This window comes from Vibrio sp. 10N.222.47.A9 (assembly GCF_963872585.1).
In the GTDB taxonomy this organism is placed as follows: Bacteria; Pseudomonadota; Gammaproteobacteria; order Enterobacterales; family Vibrionaceae; genus Vibrio; species Vibrio splendidus.
This window is the reverse complement of the sequence record NZ_CAWNBB010000087.1, coordinates 30,859-46,061: the sequence shown is the minus strand read 5'-3', so window position 1 is coordinate 46,061 and position 15,203 is coordinate 30,859. Positions and strand designations below refer to the sequence as shown.

18 protein-coding genes are annotated in these 15,203 nt (G+C 44.7%); 11 read left to right on the top strand and 7 right to left on the bottom strand.

What is annotated here, in order from left to right; genetic code table 11:
* Positions 1-95: 95 nt before the first annotated feature.
* A complete protein-coding gene (locus AACT19_RS23550; protein ID WP_004736413.1) occupies positions 96-728 on the bottom strand; it encodes a LysE family translocator in 633 nt (210 codons plus the stop codon).
* A 90-nt stretch (positions 729-818) separates the two neighbouring features.
* On the opposite strand from AACT19_RS23550, the gene AACT19_RS23545 reads away from it, so the two are divergent.
* Positions 819-1,736, top strand: a complete 918-nt coding sequence (locus AACT19_RS23545; RefSeq protein WP_076649039.1) for a LysR family transcriptional regulator — start codon at positions 819-821, stop codon at positions 1,734-1,736.
* A 33-nt stretch (positions 1,737-1,769) separates the two neighbouring features.
* On the opposite strand, the gene AACT19_RS23540 is transcribed toward AACT19_RS23545, so the two are convergent.
* Positions 1,770-2,108 carry a hypothetical protein gene (locus AACT19_RS23540; RefSeq protein WP_076649037.1) on the bottom strand — a complete coding sequence of 113 codons (339 nt, stop codon included), beginning with the start codon at positions 2,106-2,108 and terminating at the stop codon, positions 1,770-1,772.
* 237 nt (positions 2,109-2,345) lie between these two features.
* Between AACT19_RS23540 and AACT19_RS23535 the strand changes: the two genes are divergently transcribed.
* From AACT19_RS23535 to AACT19_RS23520, 4 genes are all read left to right on the top strand, one after another.
* Entirely contained in the window at positions 2,346-3,179 is an 834-nt protein-coding gene (locus tag AACT19_RS23535) for an AraC family transcriptional regulator (protein ID WP_004736410.1), read from the top strand.
* Positions 3,180-3,336: 157 nt separating this feature from the next.
* A complete protein-coding gene (locus AACT19_RS23530) occupies positions 3,337-4,065 on the top strand; it encodes an AzlC family ABC transporter permease (protein ID WP_076649035.1) in 729 nt (242 codons plus the stop codon).
* A gap of 2 nt (positions 4,066-4,067) precedes the next feature.
* Entirely contained in the window at positions 4,068-4,397 is a 330-nt protein-coding gene (locus AACT19_RS23525; protein ID WP_004736408.1) for an AzlD domain-containing protein, read from the top strand.
* 81 nt (positions 4,398-4,478) lie between these two features.
* Entirely contained in the window at positions 4,479-5,252 is a 774-nt protein-coding gene (locus tag AACT19_RS23520) for a ribonuclease H1 domain-containing protein (protein ID WP_076649033.1), read from the top strand.
* A 159-nt stretch (positions 5,253-5,411) separates the two neighbouring features.
* Here AACT19_RS23520 and AACT19_RS23515 read toward each other — a convergent pair whose 3' ends face one another.
* Positions 5,412-6,560, bottom strand: coding sequence for a glycosyltransferase family 4 protein (locus AACT19_RS23515; protein ID WP_017100983.1), 1,149 nt, complete (start codon positions 6,558-6,560; stop codon positions 5,412-5,414).
* A 294-nt stretch (positions 6,561-6,854) separates the two neighbouring features.
* On the opposite strand from AACT19_RS23515, the gene AACT19_RS23510 reads away from it, so the two are divergent.
* The 6 genes from AACT19_RS23510 (at position 6,855) to AACT19_RS23485 (ending at position 11,735) form a co-directional block, all read left to right on the top strand.
* Positions 6,855-7,781 carry a glycosyltransferase family 2 protein gene (locus AACT19_RS23510; RefSeq protein ID WP_076649031.1) on the top strand — a complete coding sequence of 309 codons (927 nt, stop codon included), beginning with the start codon at positions 6,855-6,857 and terminating at the stop codon, positions 7,779-7,781.
* Between the two features lie 16 nt (positions 7,782-7,797).
* A complete protein-coding gene (locus AACT19_RS23505; RefSeq protein ID WP_076649029.1) occupies positions 7,798-9,234 on the top strand; it encodes a lipopolysaccharide biosynthesis protein in 1,437 nt (478 codons plus the stop codon).
* A gap of 116 nt (positions 9,235-9,350) precedes the next feature.
* Positions 9,351-9,704, top strand: a complete 354-nt coding sequence (locus AACT19_RS23500) for a hypothetical protein (RefSeq protein ID WP_083717904.1) — start codon at positions 9,351-9,353, stop codon at positions 9,702-9,704.
* A gap of 130 nt (positions 9,705-9,834) precedes the next feature.
* Positions 9,835-10,449, top strand: a complete 615-nt coding sequence (locus AACT19_RS23495; protein ID WP_017089636.1) for a LysE family translocator — start codon at positions 9,835-9,837, stop codon at positions 10,447-10,449.
* Positions 10,450-10,485: 36 nt separating this feature from the next.
* Positions 10,486-11,262: a phosphotransferase family protein gene (locus tag AACT19_RS23490; RefSeq protein WP_065607228.1), complete on the top strand. Its 777-nt coding sequence runs from the start codon at positions 10,486-10,488 to the stop codon at positions 11,260-11,262.
* 38 nt (positions 11,263-11,300) lie between these two features.
* Entirely contained in the window at positions 11,301-11,735 is a 435-nt protein-coding gene (locus AACT19_RS23485; RefSeq protein ID WP_076649025.1) for a GNAT family N-acetyltransferase, read from the top strand.
* A gap of 42 nt (positions 11,736-11,777) precedes the next feature.
* On the opposite strand, the gene AACT19_RS23480 is transcribed toward AACT19_RS23485, so the two are convergent.
* The 4 genes from AACT19_RS23480 to AACT19_RS23465 all read right to left on the bottom strand — a co-directional run bounded on the left by AACT19_RS23480 (position 11,778) and on the right by AACT19_RS23465 (position 14,820).
* Positions 11,778-12,245 carry a DUF3429 domain-containing protein gene (locus tag AACT19_RS23480; protein ID WP_076649023.1) on the bottom strand — a complete coding sequence of 156 codons (468 nt, stop codon included), beginning with the start codon at positions 12,243-12,245 and terminating at the stop codon, positions 11,778-11,780.
* Entirely contained in the window at positions 12,242-12,787 is a 546-nt protein-coding gene (locus tag AACT19_RS23475; protein WP_076649022.1) for a glutathione peroxidase, read from the bottom strand. The genes AACT19_RS23480 and AACT19_RS23475 overlap by 4 nt, the downstream gene beginning before the upstream one ends.
* 104 nt (positions 12,788-12,891) lie before the next feature.
* Entirely contained in the window at positions 12,892-14,211 is a 1,320-nt protein-coding gene (locus AACT19_RS23470) for an ABC1 kinase family protein (protein ID WP_076649020.1), read from the bottom strand.
* Between the two features lie 222 nt (positions 14,212-14,433).
* Positions 14,434-14,820, bottom strand: coding sequence for a thiol-disulfide oxidoreductase DCC family protein (locus AACT19_RS23465; protein ID WP_076649018.1), 387 nt, complete (start codon positions 14,818-14,820; stop codon positions 14,434-14,436).
* Between the last annotated feature and the right edge of the window lie 383 nt (positions 14,821-15,203).

The following is a 15,203-nucleotide window of genomic DNA, read 5'->3' as shown; positions in this document are numbered from 1 at the left end:
AATACTTATCCGATTAATCCGCAGGTAGCGTTACAGCAGACGATTTTTCCCCTCGAATGAAACCCAATTTATTGTTTTTCCCTTTACTGGCTCGACTATAGGTTGGAGCTGTGACTTGTTACTGCGAGCGCGATGGCTGCAGTTAAAAGCGCTGAGCCACCGATTTTATTCAGGTACGTTGGGTGATCTTGCATAAACCCAAGCAGCTTCTTGGCAGAGATGGCGTAAATCATCACCCACGTAAAATCCAACACTGCCATTGTGGGGCACATCACCAACATTTGTGATAACAGGGGCTTGGTTGGGTCTATGAACTGGGGGAAGAATGCAGTGAAAAAGACAATCGCTTTGGGGTTACCCGCAGCAACGAAGAAACCACTTAAATAGAGTCTGTGGCCTGAAATCGCGGTGGGTGAATTGGTGGTTATTTGTGCATCACACTCAGGTTTATCACGCAACATCTTGATACCCATATACAGCAATGTTGTGACCCCAAGCCACTTGATAACGGCGAATGCTAGTTCAGACGTTGACATTATGATGCCAAGTCCAACTGCAACAATGATCATCTGTATGAAGTTTGCTGAGATATCGCCTAGTGCCGTAAAAATAGCTTTATTAACGCCATATTTCATTGAATGAATGACGCCCAACAAAATGCTGGGACCTGGCGTCATGGTTAAGATAAGTGAAGCGAGGCAGAAGGTTAGCCATGTTTCTATAGTCATTTGTTTTCTCCGGGTGACTGGTATCTATTTTTCGGAAAAAGTAGTCTGCTAGCATAGAGATAGATATCAAAATAACCTGAGGTTATATAAATGGTTGAAGACTTGGAAAGCATCCCATCATTAGTTCCCAAATTACTTCTGCAGCTACTAGCGCTCGGAAGTATCACTGATGCCGCTCTGGTATTAGGAGTCAGCCAACCCGCAGCGAGCAAAGCTCTTCGACGTGCTGAAGATGTGTTAGGTTTCGCTTTAGTCCGAAGAGACAGTCGTCCCTTATTGTTAACAGAGGAAGGGAGGTTGATTGCTGAGTTCGCTAAACAGCAGGAATTGCAGGGAGAGGTGTTATTGAGACAGCTTCGACTTATTCAAAAAGATGGCGCTGGACAGGTGAAAGTGGCTTCTTTTGGCGCATCCGCTTCCACACATATTTTACCCAGCCTAATTCATGCGATCAGCCAACACTTACCTCAAGTTAAAATTGAAATAGGCGAGTTTACTGACGAAGGAGCATTATTGGCATTGCGAGAGGGGCGCGTAGATTTTGCAATCGCGGTTGATAAAGAGTATTTAGATCTAGATATCATCCCAGTTTTTACTGACCGTATGGTGGCTTTAGTTCATGAAGATGACCCTTTATCCCAGTTGTCAGTTTTGTCGGCTGTGGATATCGAAGATCGAGATTTTATACTGAGTAAAGGGGGCAGCGAGGCGCTCATTAGAGAATGGTTTAAGCTATCAAAATCTCGCCTTAAAGAAAAACACACCATTGTTCAATTGACCTCGATACTTGCTTTGATTAGAGCGGGCTTAGGTGTTTCTATTGTTGCAGAGCTTGCCGTTCCAGAATCTCATCCCAGCGTAAATGTTATTCCTCTTGCGCCCGAGTACCCTCGTAATATTTGTGTAGCGAAAAGAAGCGGTTGTTTTTCTTCGAACGCAGCCAGGTTAACTTGGGACTTTTTGAGTAAAAATAGGTCACACAGTTACCTAAGCAAGCGAGGTCATTAAGTGCGAACAGGCGTTTAGCTGTCATTGCCTCATTTAATTCGCTGGCAATACTACAGCAGACGCTTCTTCGTCTGAATCTTCTTTGTCTTCTACTTGGTCAGCAACCCAATCAATTGTCTTTGTTAGATAAAGCTTGTTGGTTTCGGTGTCACACCAACTCTTAGATAATCCTCTTCGATTGAATTCACTGCCAATTGCTGCGAGTGTCTGGTTGCTTGATCGCCCGTAATACAAGGTGTCGCACAATTGCAGGTTCGACATGGATTGAGGGTACGTATTGACTGGCGAGGAGTTCATGCTCAGTGCTTTTGATTGGTTATGAGTGCACCCAGTTAGGCTCAGGAAAAAGAAAAGGATTAGCGTATTTTTCATGGTGTATCAGGTCTATTGCCGATGATTTGAAGAGAGTATTGCCATGATTGCCACACTAATTTGTCAATTTCTCGCCAACTAGTTATAGACCAAGACTTTCCTCCCAGTTAGAAAGCGTTATTAAGCCAACGATAAAAACAGTATTAACAAACAAAAGCGCAATTTTGTACAAAAGCTGAAAGAGCCTATAGAGTAGACTGATAAGTCGCTCGATAATTAACAGGCTTGGGGATTGTTATGGAGAACAAGAAACGCTCTAAAGAAAAGGCCGAATATAAGATCACAGAAGAGCTCGGTGGCCTTGAAACCCTTAATGCTGAATACGAAAAGCAGAACTTCTCGCGCCACAGTCACGAGGGCTACACGCTTGGGGTTATTGAGCAGGGCGCTCAGCGTTTCTATCGAACGGGCGGGCATCATATAGCACCACAAGATGCGATTATTCTGGTCAATGCCGACGAAGTTCATAGCGGTCACTCTGCCACTGAAGGTGGTTGGGCATATCGAGCCATGTATCCTCTCCCAGAGCAACTTGCCAAGATCACTCAAGAGCTTAACCTACCGAACTACGGCGCGCCTTATTTCCCAAGAGCGGTTGTTGAAGACCCTGAACTCGCTAATCAATTGAGATTAGTCTTTAACACGATTGATGAATCTGACAATCGCTTGTTAAGAGAAACCTTGATGTACGGGATGTTGGTTAAACTGATTAGCCGACACGGAAAATCGCCGCTTAACCCTCAACTCGATGGGAAAACTCAGCGCCAACTTGTCTTAGTGAAAGAGTTCTTAGATGACTTTCCACAAGCCGATGTGTCCCTAGAGGAGTTGTCTAAGCTAGCGGCATTGAGCCCGTTTCACTTAGTGCGTTCTTTTCAGAAAGAATTTGGTCTTCCGCCGCATGCGTATCAAATCCAATCTCGGTTAAGGCTTTCGCGTAAGTTATTGAAACAGGGACATACCATTTCTGATACCGCGCAAGAGTGTGGTTTTCATGATCAAAGCCATTTTCATCGACACTTCAAAAAGGCCAATGGATACACGCCGGGGCAATACATCAAAATGCTCTAAACTTGCATGGCTAAGGTATGGCCAACTTGTGTTAAGTACGGGCAAGTGCGGTTAAGTGTGGCAAACAGAGGGGCATGAAATCGAGCAAGTTTGTACAATCGAACCGACTCAACTCCTCTTACATTGAATAGCCAATGTGAAGAGAGAAAAGAACTATATGGATAGTGAAATAATGGATAGACGAACACAGTTATGGAAGGGCGTTTTAGCGGGAATGCCCTTGAGCATTGCGGTAATCCCTTGGGGAATTCTAGCGGGCTCATATGCGATAGATGCTGGATTGAGTCAGCTTCAAGCGCAAGCGATGTCGGCTATTCTATTTGCTGGCTCTGCACAACTTGTCGCTGCGGGTATGTTCAAAGCGGGTATTGGTTTAGGCACCATGTTGTTGACTACCTTATTCATCACGTCTAGACACTTTCTGTATAGCGTATCGATGCGTGACAAAATCAGCCATCTTCCTGCGCGTTGGCGCCTATTACTTGGATTTTGGCTCACCGATGAGCTGTTCGCGATTTGTAGTGGGCAGTCTCAGAAAGAATTTAATCGCTGGTATGCTGCGGGTGTAGGCGGCGGTTTTTATCTCGTTTGGAATATTGCGAGCTTTGTTGGCATTGTCGCGGGAAGCCAAATTCCTTCACTCAATGAAATTGGGCTCGATTTCGCGGTCGCAGCAACCTTTATCGCCTTGGTGTTCCCATTAATCCGAACTCTACCCGTCGTAGTGTGTGTGGTGGTTTCATTGGTCACTTCGGTTGCCATGTCGGTTAACAATATTGAGGGCGGGCTAATGATTGCAGCGATTGCCGGTATGTTAGCGGGCTTTATCAGCGAATCGTTCCAAGAGCGAAACAACGGCAACAAGACAATTGTGGAGGGGAAATAGAGATGATTTGGTTAACGATATTCCTTATGACAGCGATTGTTTTTTTTAGTCGGTATCTGTTTCTAGAGCCAGCAATCCCGCTTCGATTAAATCAAACCACGCGTCGCCTGTTACGCTATTCAAGTCCCGCTGTGCTTACCGCAATTTGGGGGCCGATTGTATTTGCACCAGAGCAGACATTTTGGCCAAGCCTTGAAAACCCATACTTGATAGGCGCGCTGGTCACAGGTCTGTTGATTTGGAAAACAGGCAATGTGCTACTTACTATCGGCGTCAGCATGGCGGTGTTTTTGTTCTATAACCTCGTTGCGGTTGATTACCTTTTTAATTGATTGACCTTGCAACGTATAGCGTGGTGGCATCTAATGTATTGATTCACTGTTTGTGTGTTTAGGTTTTGGCAAGGAGTTAGTTTGGCTAAGAAATATTATGTGGTTTGGAAAGGTCGTACACCGGGTATTTTTACCACTTGGAACGAATGTAAATCGCAAGTCGATGGCTTTGCAGGGGCAAGATATAAATCGTTTCCAACACTAGGTGAGGCTGAGTCTGCTTTCGGTGGTAAAACGTCGTCTGCGTCAGGTTCTACAGCGACAAAGCCAAGCTCTGCGGGTAAGGTGACGAAAGTGAAGGTGCCGCCTCTTTCGGAGCAGCAAATCACTGATATGCCTTTTGATATCAAGATCTTTACCGATGGTGCTTGTGAGCCAAATCCTGGTGAAGCGGGGACGGGTTTAGCGGTATACCAAAACAACCAATTAACAGAATTGTGGTATGGCTTGTATCAGCCTGTTGGTACCAACAATACCGCCGAGTTACATGGGCTTAAGCAAGCGTTTATTCTCGCGAAAGAGAAGTTAAACGCGGGTCTGTCTGTTGCGATTTATTGTGACTCTAAGTACTCAATTGATTGTATTACTAAGTGGGCAACGGGCTGGGAGAAAAAGGGCTGGACCAAGTCGGGCGGCGAGATCAAAAACCTCGATATTATTAAGCCTGCGTATGCTCTCTACCAAGAGCTGGCTTCAAAAATTACCATCTACCATGTGAACGGACACGTTGGTATTGAAGGTAACGAATTGGCAGATAGAATGTCGATTGTGGCTATTTCATCGAAAGAGCAGGAGTTAGCTCAATATCGTGACATCGAAGATATTGAGTCTATTTTGGCACTTCGAGCCGGCTAGCTAAGCTTCTTAATGAAAAGCTAATGAAAGTTACTGAAAGCATAAGTTGCCATCATTAGGCTGTGCTAAGTTGAGCGTTACATTCCAAATTGATGTAGCGCTCTTTTGATCTTGTGGTGCTCAGTCGCTTTTGTGAGGCATAGCTGTCTGAGTTAATCCTTATTGAGCTGGGTTCTCTATCCAACGAGATAATTGCTGAGCTTGTTTGATTGAATTAAAACTGTCTTTCACTCTCTCACGTGCCTTTAACCCCATCGATGCTTTATCGTTACTGCTTAGCTGCGCGAAACGCTCAATCGCTTCTCTTAATTCTTCCACGTTCTTTTCGCTAACCACAAAACCTGTTTCTGGTGAGACGATCTCTTTGCATCCCATGATGTTGGTGGTAATGACGGGTGTGCCCACGGCCATCGCTTCTTTTAAAACCAGTGGACCTGTATCCACACATCCAGTTTCTGAAAAACAGAAGGGCGCGATTAGGCTGTCATAATTCGATAGTTTTTCTTTGACCCACTCGTGAGGTTTAGCGCCAAGAAATGTCACGTTTCGAGTGAGCCCTTGCTCTTTGACCTGCAATTTTAACTGTTGCTCTAAATCGCCAGTACCGATGATATCGAGATGAATATCGAGAGGCTCGGCAATCGGCGCTAATGCATCAATAAGATGGTGGATGCCTTTTTGCTCCACTAATCGGCCAAGAAAAACGAGACGAAGTTGCTTAGCTTCGGTTTTTGGGTGTAGTTGAAATTGTTTGGTATTTACCCCACAGTGCAAGAGTTTAATGTTTCCTTTAGCCATGGTATTGAAGTCGGTGAGCATGTCTTTGCACACTGCGACCACAAAATCACTCGAAGAAATTTTCTGCTCAATGTCATAAGCGAATTCGTAAACATCATGACCGTGAGCCACGAATGAACAAGTGATGTTCAACAGTTTTGCCGCGACGATGGCGTGAGCTGTGGTGTGCTGACAGAAATGCGCATGAACGTGTTCGACGTCATTTTCCGCGAGTTGCAGTGCCAGTTTGAATCCATAAGCGAACAGTGATTTTTTGGGCATACTGGTTTGCTTGGAAACAAAGGATACCGCCCGGAGAAAGCCAAACCAATTGATGCTGGCTATCTTACCCGCCCGAACATCCTTACCAATTTTTATGATGTCATAGTCAAATGACTTTTCACTCTCTTCTATCTCAAATGCCATCACGCAAACATCGTGTCCACAAGCTTTCACCGAGTCGACTTCTGTTTGGATGAAGGTCTCGCTGAGTACAGGATAAGTTGGTGCTATAAATGCTACTTTCTTCATTTTTTGCTCCTTTGACTAATGCTATTAAAGTCAAATAAGCAAAATACGAACCAAGATAAAATCGTAGCTTTGGAGGGCTTTCGATGGTTTTCCGAAGGTTATCCCCCCAGCAGTCGCTCATTTTCTCAAATTGATAATCAAATTGGAGTTTTGACGCTCATGTCTGATCACCCTGTTCGTCATTTTGAGAGTGTCTGCGTAGGCGACTGATCTAAAAGTGATTTCATAGCAATACACTCTCGGCATAGAACATGCAACGTCAGCCATATAACGTATAAATCTGAGGGCGTCATTATGGCTAAAGTAAGTGTTGTTATTCCTACCTACAATTGTTTGGATTACCTGCCGAAGGCAATTGGCAGCGTACTGAAGCAGACTCATCAAGATGTTGAGCTCATTGTCATTGACGATAACAGCAACGATGGAACGTCGACGTATCTCGCTTCGATAGACGATGAACGCATTATTACCTTATCCACATTGGGTGTCGGGGCGCCTCAAGCGAGAAACCTAGGGATTGAAAAAGCGACCGGAGAATACATCGCTTTTTTAGACGCAGACGACTTCTGGTTTCCTGAAAAACTCGAACGCCAACTCGAATTTCATCAACGATACCCAGATCTCGCGATGAGCTTTACTAACTACGAACACCTTACTGAAGATTACCAAGTGATAGTCGACTGCTTTAGTTACTGGTCGCAGTTTCAAGACCAAGACGAGCTGTTCATCAATATCGAGAACCCGTTGGAGTTCATCATTGAAAACAATGTAATTGGAACATCGACGGTCATGGTAAAAGCGGATGTGTTTTCTCAAACAGACAGTTTCAATGCTGACATCAAGTATGGGGAAGATTGGGAACTGTGGCTTCGAATGAGTGAAAGCCATCAGATTGGTGTGTTGAACTCTGTGCAGGTTGGCTACTTGATGAGAGCCAGTTCCGTTACCCAAACTGAAAGTCTTAAATTGAGAAATTTGCAGTCTATCGAAACCATTCTTCAACGTTACCAAGATGACAGTCTGAGATGGAACTTACGGACGTCCAGTATCAAAATTGCAAAGGCAAGAATACTAGAAGGTTACGCCGACTATTACAGAGGCTTACAACAGAACCGACGGGCCATGTCTTATAGCATCCGCTCGTTAGCGTTGGCTCCTCAAAAAAGAACCTTACGACATCTTCTTGGGGACTGTAAGAGTTTCCTAATGCCTGCATTGTAAGGAATAGGTGTCTGCTATGGGGTCACTAAAACAGTCTGCCTATTACGCCATTGGCATCGTGATGATGAAAGGGATCTCGCTCGTGATGATCCCCTATATCACCCATAAGATGACGTTGGTTGAATACGGTTCTTTAGAAGCCATTGTCTTATTGGCTGACATCGGGACGATCCTATTTAGCTTTGGGATTGTTGAGGCAATGTACCGGTATGTGGGCGTCGCTGAGGGTGAAGAAAAGAGAAAGCTTGTCTCGAACTGTTTCACGTTGAGTGTCTTGGTCTGTGTGCTAGGTGGGGCTTTAATTGCTCTTAGTATGCCGTTGTTGTTACTGATGTTGCCCGTCGAGTTTCAACCTTATCAAATCCTACTTTTGCTAATACCGACCATGTTAGATGGTGCGATTTCTATCCCGCTAACATTGATGCGAATGAATGCGATGGCTAAGCGCTTTTGTATGCTCAATGTAATGAAGGCGAGTGTGCAAGCTGCTATGACGTTTGCATTGCTTGAAGCAGGTTATGGCATTGATGGTGTACTAATATCTGCCGCTGTTTCGAGTGTGTTGTTGATGCTGTGTTTACTGCGTTATCAATGGCAGGAGATGGGCTCATTTGGCAGCCTCAAATACTCTGCTAAGATCCTAAAGTTTGGATTGCCCACGTTAGTCGGTGGAGCTTCGATGTATATGATCACAGGGCTAGACCGTTGGGTGATGGCAAGCTTTGTTGGTGTTGAAGAACTTGCAATCTATGCGGTCAGTGGCAAGTTTGCATTGCTGCTTGGCTTGCTACTGCAGCCTTATGCTCTGTGGTGGTTTCCAAATCGGGTGGCCATGCTGCAACAACCTGATGGTAAGAAAGAGTGTGCGGACAGAGCGCTAGTCGGCGTTAATCTGGCCATTGTGTTGGGTTGTTTGATGATCCTCACTGTACCCGGTTTTATTACTTTGATTTTGCCCAGCAGTTATCAATATGCGGGTACCATCGTCGTGGCACTCTTGGCCATCGGCGTGATTAAGAATGCAGGGGATTACCTTAACCTTGGTTGTTTTAGCGGTGACTCAAGTCAGTCGCAAATGTGGATACAGGGTGGTTGTGCGATCTTAGCAACCATTGGCTATCTTGTTGTGACACCGATTTATGGCGTGTGGGCCGTGGTGGTGGTGCTTTGTGGTACTTATGCCGTGAGGTTGTCACTGCTCTATATCGTGAGCCAAAAAATGGAATATTTACCTTATGATCACCGTAAATGGATGGCAGCGTTGAGTATCGCCATACTTGCGATTACCAGTGACAGGCTTCTTGGTTGGGTGTTGATTGATGTTCATGACTTTGTTTTAGGCAGTTTTGTGGCAATAGTGACGTTAGTCGTCTTTGTTCGATACTCTGTTATTCCTGTTCCGCAAGCGCTGCTTGATAAGTTTACGCTAGGTAAGCAATCACATGTAAGTTGAACTCACTTCATCTAGATCGCGGGAAATCCTGATAAGCGTCTAGAAATATATGAATTATTAATAATAAAACACTGTTCATAATTATTTTAATTAGATAGTATTTATAAATATAACGAATGCTAACGATGGAAAGATATATGAATAAGTGGATGCTGCTCCTTTCTCTGTTTTCAGCTGTCTCATACAGCTCCTCTAATTTTTCAAGCGAGGGTATTACTGCTCCCGACTTCAATTCACCAGATTTCAAGCCGCCTGAAGTTTCTCAGCAGGAACAACACAATATCGTTTGTGAAAGCGTGGTCTGCAAATCAACGTCTGCACGCCCGTCGGTTCCTGTTGTTGGTGAAGTGCCCGATAGAGAGCTTAATCAAACCATCGAAACCCTTGCGAGTGCTATCTATATTGTCGGTGAAATTGGCGTCGCGGAAAATTTGTCTACGCCAGAATATGAGAAATTTTTTGAGAACTAATTAGCACGGTGCGTCAGAGAATGGTTACTGCTTTCAAATGTTGCTACCAAAGATATTAAATGCTGTTATAAAAGGTAAAGTCTCGTTCAACGATTCAATCACCGCGGCATCTGGCAATTAGGAAGCACCAATGGAAATCTGGAAGTTACTGCTGTTCATCCCCGCTTGTTTTGCGCTCAACATGACACCGGGCCCAAACAATTTGTTATCAATGAACAACGCCCGTTGTTATGGGTTTCAGGCCGCCTTTGTCGCAGGCCTAGGACGAATCCTCGCTTTTTCTGGCATGATTGCTTTGGCTGCATCCGGCTTGGCTGTCGTGCTTTATACCTCTGAAACTTTGTTTTTCCTTATTAAGCTATTTGGCGCGATGTATCTGTTGTGGATCGCGTTCAACCTATGGCGCTCACAAGCCAGCCCGGTCGCGGATATCGAACGAAATAAGAATTGGTTTGGTCTGGTTAAACAAGAGTTCGCGCTCGCGGCGGGCAATCCAAAAGCGATACTCATTTTTACTGCATTCCTCCCTCAATTTGTCGATGTTTCAGCGAACGTAAATACTCAATTCTTTGTGTTGGGAAGCACATTCTTAGTATTAGAAATGCTCGCGATTTCTATCTATGCCGCCTTTGGTTTATATCTACGAAATTGGTTTTCAAAACCTCAAATGGCCAAGCGCTTCAATAAAGCATGTTCTGTGTTTCTTGCCTTGTCTGGTGCGAATTTGTTAGTGAGCCGTCAATAGATTTGATTTTGCTGTTTACATAGATAGAAGGATGCTATGAGTAATCAAGACCTTTCACAAATGGGCGCTGCGCAGGTTTCATTAACTCAGCGTAATGGCTTTCCTTGTATTCATAAACAAGGGGCTGGCGAGGTTGAAGTCGCTTTTTACCAACACGCAGCGCAGCATCTTGATGGAGTGAATACGCCTCAACTTCTTGCGGTCGATGGTTGTGAGCTTTTTCTCGAATACATTCCTAATTCGGTTTGTCTTACTGAGCTACAAACGACAAGTGACGTATTTCAGCAGCTCGCGAGTATTCATCGTTCTCAATATCGACCAACATTCGAAGTTAAGCGCCATCAATGGAGTTTAGATGACACCACATCGGCTTTATCTTCCCTACAGTTGCCTCAAGTTACGCAAGACAGTCTTAAGTACATTCAATCGCAGAGTGATGTTCTTTTTAATCATGACACATTAATTTCGGGTGACTCCAATGAAGGAAATTGGGGAAGAAGAGATAACGGTCAGCTCGTGTTATTTGATTGGGAGAGGTTTGGCTTTGGTAGCCCCGCGATAGACTTGGCGCCACTCGTTTCTCAAATGGGTACTCTGAAAGATTATGAGCTGATTGTTGAACAGTATCTTTGCCATAACACCTTGATTCCGCGTGAAGAATTAATAAAGCAATTGATCATCGCTAAAAGCTGGATCGTAATAGAAGTCACGAATATATTAGTCGGTCGTAACAACCCACAAGCTTCCAAGTACATCAATTGGTTTAGAGATCAATTGCCAACTTGGCTGGCTTCAGTTGAAGGTCAGCTGTAGCTGAAGGGCGGTTGTAGTTAATCTATAAAGGTCTATCTATGAATATTGTCTGTGCGGAAAAACAAGAACTGGCTGATATCTACCAGCTTGAACATGTTTTGTTTGGCGATCACGCCTATCCGCTGTTTTTCTTTCGTCAGGCATTTGATTGCTGGGGGAAGGGCTTGCTGGTGGCGAAACAGGATTCGCAGGTTATGGGCTATGTGTTAATGACGCCAACCGACAAACGACAAGAGTATTGGGTTTTGTCACTGGCTGTTGATACTGCTTACCGAGGCATGGGGATTGGCCGTTCATTGATGCAGCAGGCAATAGAAACCTTGCCACAAGATTCCAAGCTGTTGCTTACTGTTGATCCAAATAACAGCTCGGCTTGTGAGCTGTATTTGTCGATGGGCTTCGTGACCATCAAAGAAGAGAGTAATTATTTCGGTGACTATGAGCCTCGTTTGGTCATGCAGCTCATCGTCTAGTTCCCGTTTCATTGTGTCTATTTAGATGCAGGCATCACGCGCTTAGGGCAGCATTACGATACCGTGCATCAACACCACGCTAGAGGTTAATCGTGTTCGCATATCAAAATAGCCGTCGGGGCCTTCACTTTGGTTCTCTTCTCTCACTGACCTTTCCGCTCGCCAAGCCGCAATGTAGCCTAAGATCAGAATCAGAGTGGTGAGGAACTCTTTCTGTTCACCGAGTAGCACCGCTAGCCACGCTGCCAACACAATAACATTGCTTAGAATCAGAGCCTTATTGCTGGATTGGCTTTCGAAGTTCTCTATCGCATTGCCCCACAAAATGCCCGACAAAAAGCTCAAGATAACCACGCTGTAAGTGATGAAGAGTGTTTCGCCGCTCAAGCTGAAGAATTGACTGTCGGTGAGTGATAACAGTAGACCGAACAAAAACGGTATTAAACCCATATAACCAAGCTTGGCCATGGTGTTGCGTGTTTGAGTTGTTTCCATGTAACCCGACCTCATAACTGTTGCTCAATAGCATTTTTGAGGGTACTACTGGTTGGCGATGTAGAACTCGGGAAGGTTGCTATCACTTTGCCTTCTTTGCTGACCAAGAACTTGTAGAAATTCCATTTCGGTTTGATACCAGCTTGTTGTTGGATTTCGGCAAAGACTGGATTTGCGTTTGGCCCAGAGAGTGAAGCGCGCGCCATCATCGGAAAGGTGACGCCATAATCTAGGTAGCAGATTTTAGCGGATTGCTCCTCGCTTCCTCTGTCTTGGCGAAAATCATTGCTTGGGAAACCAACAACCGTGAGTCCTTCGTCTTTATACGTTTGGTGAAGCTGCTCAAGTTGCTCGAACTGTGGGGTGAAACCGCACTGACTTGCCGTGTTCACGATCAATAAAGTTTTACCTTGAAACTCTTCACACAGCTCAATCTCTTCGTTTGAATTTAACAACCTTTGTTTACCGTTGAGTATCTCAGGGCAGTTAGCTGAAAATGCGAATGAACTTGTTAGGCTCGCGATCAGGGCGGTGGAGCACAGCAGTGAATGTTTCATAAGTCTGACTTATTTTAGTTGGCGTAACTGTTATTACTGTTCAACGACTTAAAATGATCACTTTAAAGACTAGAATTGCTTCAGTATCAGCTATCAGTTAAGTATCAGCTGTCGCTTAGCAAATAGGGCGCCACCAAGCGCCTGATATTCACCTTGGCTCCAAGGCGAGATGCCAGCAGGTACATGCCTCCAATCTTTCGGTGGAGGAATAGAGCGTCTGCTGGTGGCGTGTGCCAATACTCTTGCTCCATGCTGAGTATGGTTCCCGCTTCACGAAGCCTTTGGGCTAAACCACTGGCTTTGAAGTCGTAATCTTCATCGACAAGCATGGGTTCACAGGCCATTTTCACTAAGTTGAGAATCGCTTGGCGCTGGTCTGGGAGGATGGTCTCGCTAAAAAATCCAATCTGCTCTAACGCCTTGTTGAGTCCTTGTTCATCGTGAGTAATCACAGAGGTAAAAGCCAAACGATAGCCATCACTGAAGCGGCCGCTGTATTCTCGGGTTGCTCCAAAGTCTAAAAGCCCAATCTGTCGCGTGTTTTCAACGTAAAGGTAGTTGGCGAAGTTGGGGTCGGTCTGCACCATCTTAAAATCGAACAATTCCCTGAACAGAAGCTCGAGCAAGCTGTGCATCACAAAATCACGGGTGCTTTGATCGTAACCTTCTATTTGCTCTATCGAGACGCCTTCAATGAAGTCCATTGCGAGCACTGATTCTGAAGACATTTGGGGGTGAATTTTAGGTACAACGAAGTGAGCGTGTTCTTTTAATACATTGTGATAACGAGTCGCATAGTCAGCCTCGCGAGCATAATCCGCTTCGTCGTGGAGTTGTTTTTTTGCCTCTTCTAATAAGCCTTTGTAATCGACAGACTTGGGAATCAAACCAACGATGTTCAGCAATGTACCTACGTTGTCTACATCACTGTCGATGCTTTTTCGAATGCCTGGGTATTGGACTTTTATGGCAAGTTTGTCTCCCGCATCGCTATAGGCTTGGTGAACCTGGCCTATAGATGCGCTGGCAATAGGTTTAAAGTTGAAGGAAAGAAATTCTGCTTTCCAGTTGATGCCGAGTGAGCTTTCTAACACTTGGTTGAGCTGCTTTGTTGGCAGAGGATCTGCGTCTGAGCGCAGGCGAGAAAGAATATCGGCTAATTCAGGTTCTAAGACATCGCCTGCATCCATTGATAGCATCTGCCCCAGTTTCATTGCTGCACCGCGCAGGTGTGCGAGTTGATCGGTGAGCCGAGCAATGTTTTGTGGCGTTAATACCAAGTCTTTTGCTTTGGGTCTGTTTCCCTGCGCGAGCTGTCTCGTACCTTCAGTGATGACACTTCCGGCTACTCGAGTGGCGAGAGACGCGAACTTACTGAATCTTGAAATACGATGGGTAGGTAGATTTCTTTCTTTTGCCGACATAAAGGTTCTCACTTAGTTATCAAGACTCACTACAAAGTTCTATAAATCATTACCCAACCGAATGTTTTGTTGTGGTAACTTGTCTCGCGAAACAGTAAACAAAATTTAAAGGACAGAACATGAAGTTTATTTGGTTAAAAGTTGCGGTTACCGTTTTAGTTTTTGCTGCGCTGTTTGGTGTGGTGTATTACAAAGTCGCAAGTGGTATGTCTTAACCAAGTACTATTTTGTGCAGCTGTTACCATCGCAGCGTGACTTTCCAGTTAGCCAGAAAGAGACTTTGTATCGGTTCTTGGCAAACCGAAGATAACACCAGTCGGCCACTGGCTTGAATATCGCCCAACGTAAAGGGGCGTAAAGCCAACCTTTTCCTACTAAGCGCCATGCTTGGTAGGTCACGTCTAAACCTAGCAGCAGTTTTCCATTCTCATCCAGTGCATGCAAAACGGTGTTGGCTGCGTTGGCATCAATCTGAGGGTAGTCTGAAAAGGCTTCACTGTAGATATCGATGGTTTGAATCTTATTCTCGACATCATGCTTTGCAAGTGCCGCCATCTCCTTTGCGCACAATGGACATGTCCCATCGTAAAATATCGTAAGTTGTGTCATCGTCTGTTCGCCTATCATTTCACGAGTGAACCTTCAGTTACCCGTTAAGTCGGCACCCGTCAATTCAATCGCTTGTTATTCAATAATCTAGCAATGGCTACGTGATTGTACCTTTTAAAGATCACTCTCCTCGTATCAAAGCTAAAAAAATGTCTGACGTAAACACTTTGTTCATCTTTTCAAGTCCTTGATTGTTTGGTCAAATCTCTGGTTTATGGACAAAGGATAACAAAGCGTCCAATAAAGGTTTGCCTTCAATATATAAACATCAATCAATTCAACAAGTTGAACTTGGCTTGGAATATGCTCTATCGAACCTACGAATTGCTAATGGATTTTCTCCAATTTGGGCATGGCAGAAAACCCTAAAAGCATAAGTATGG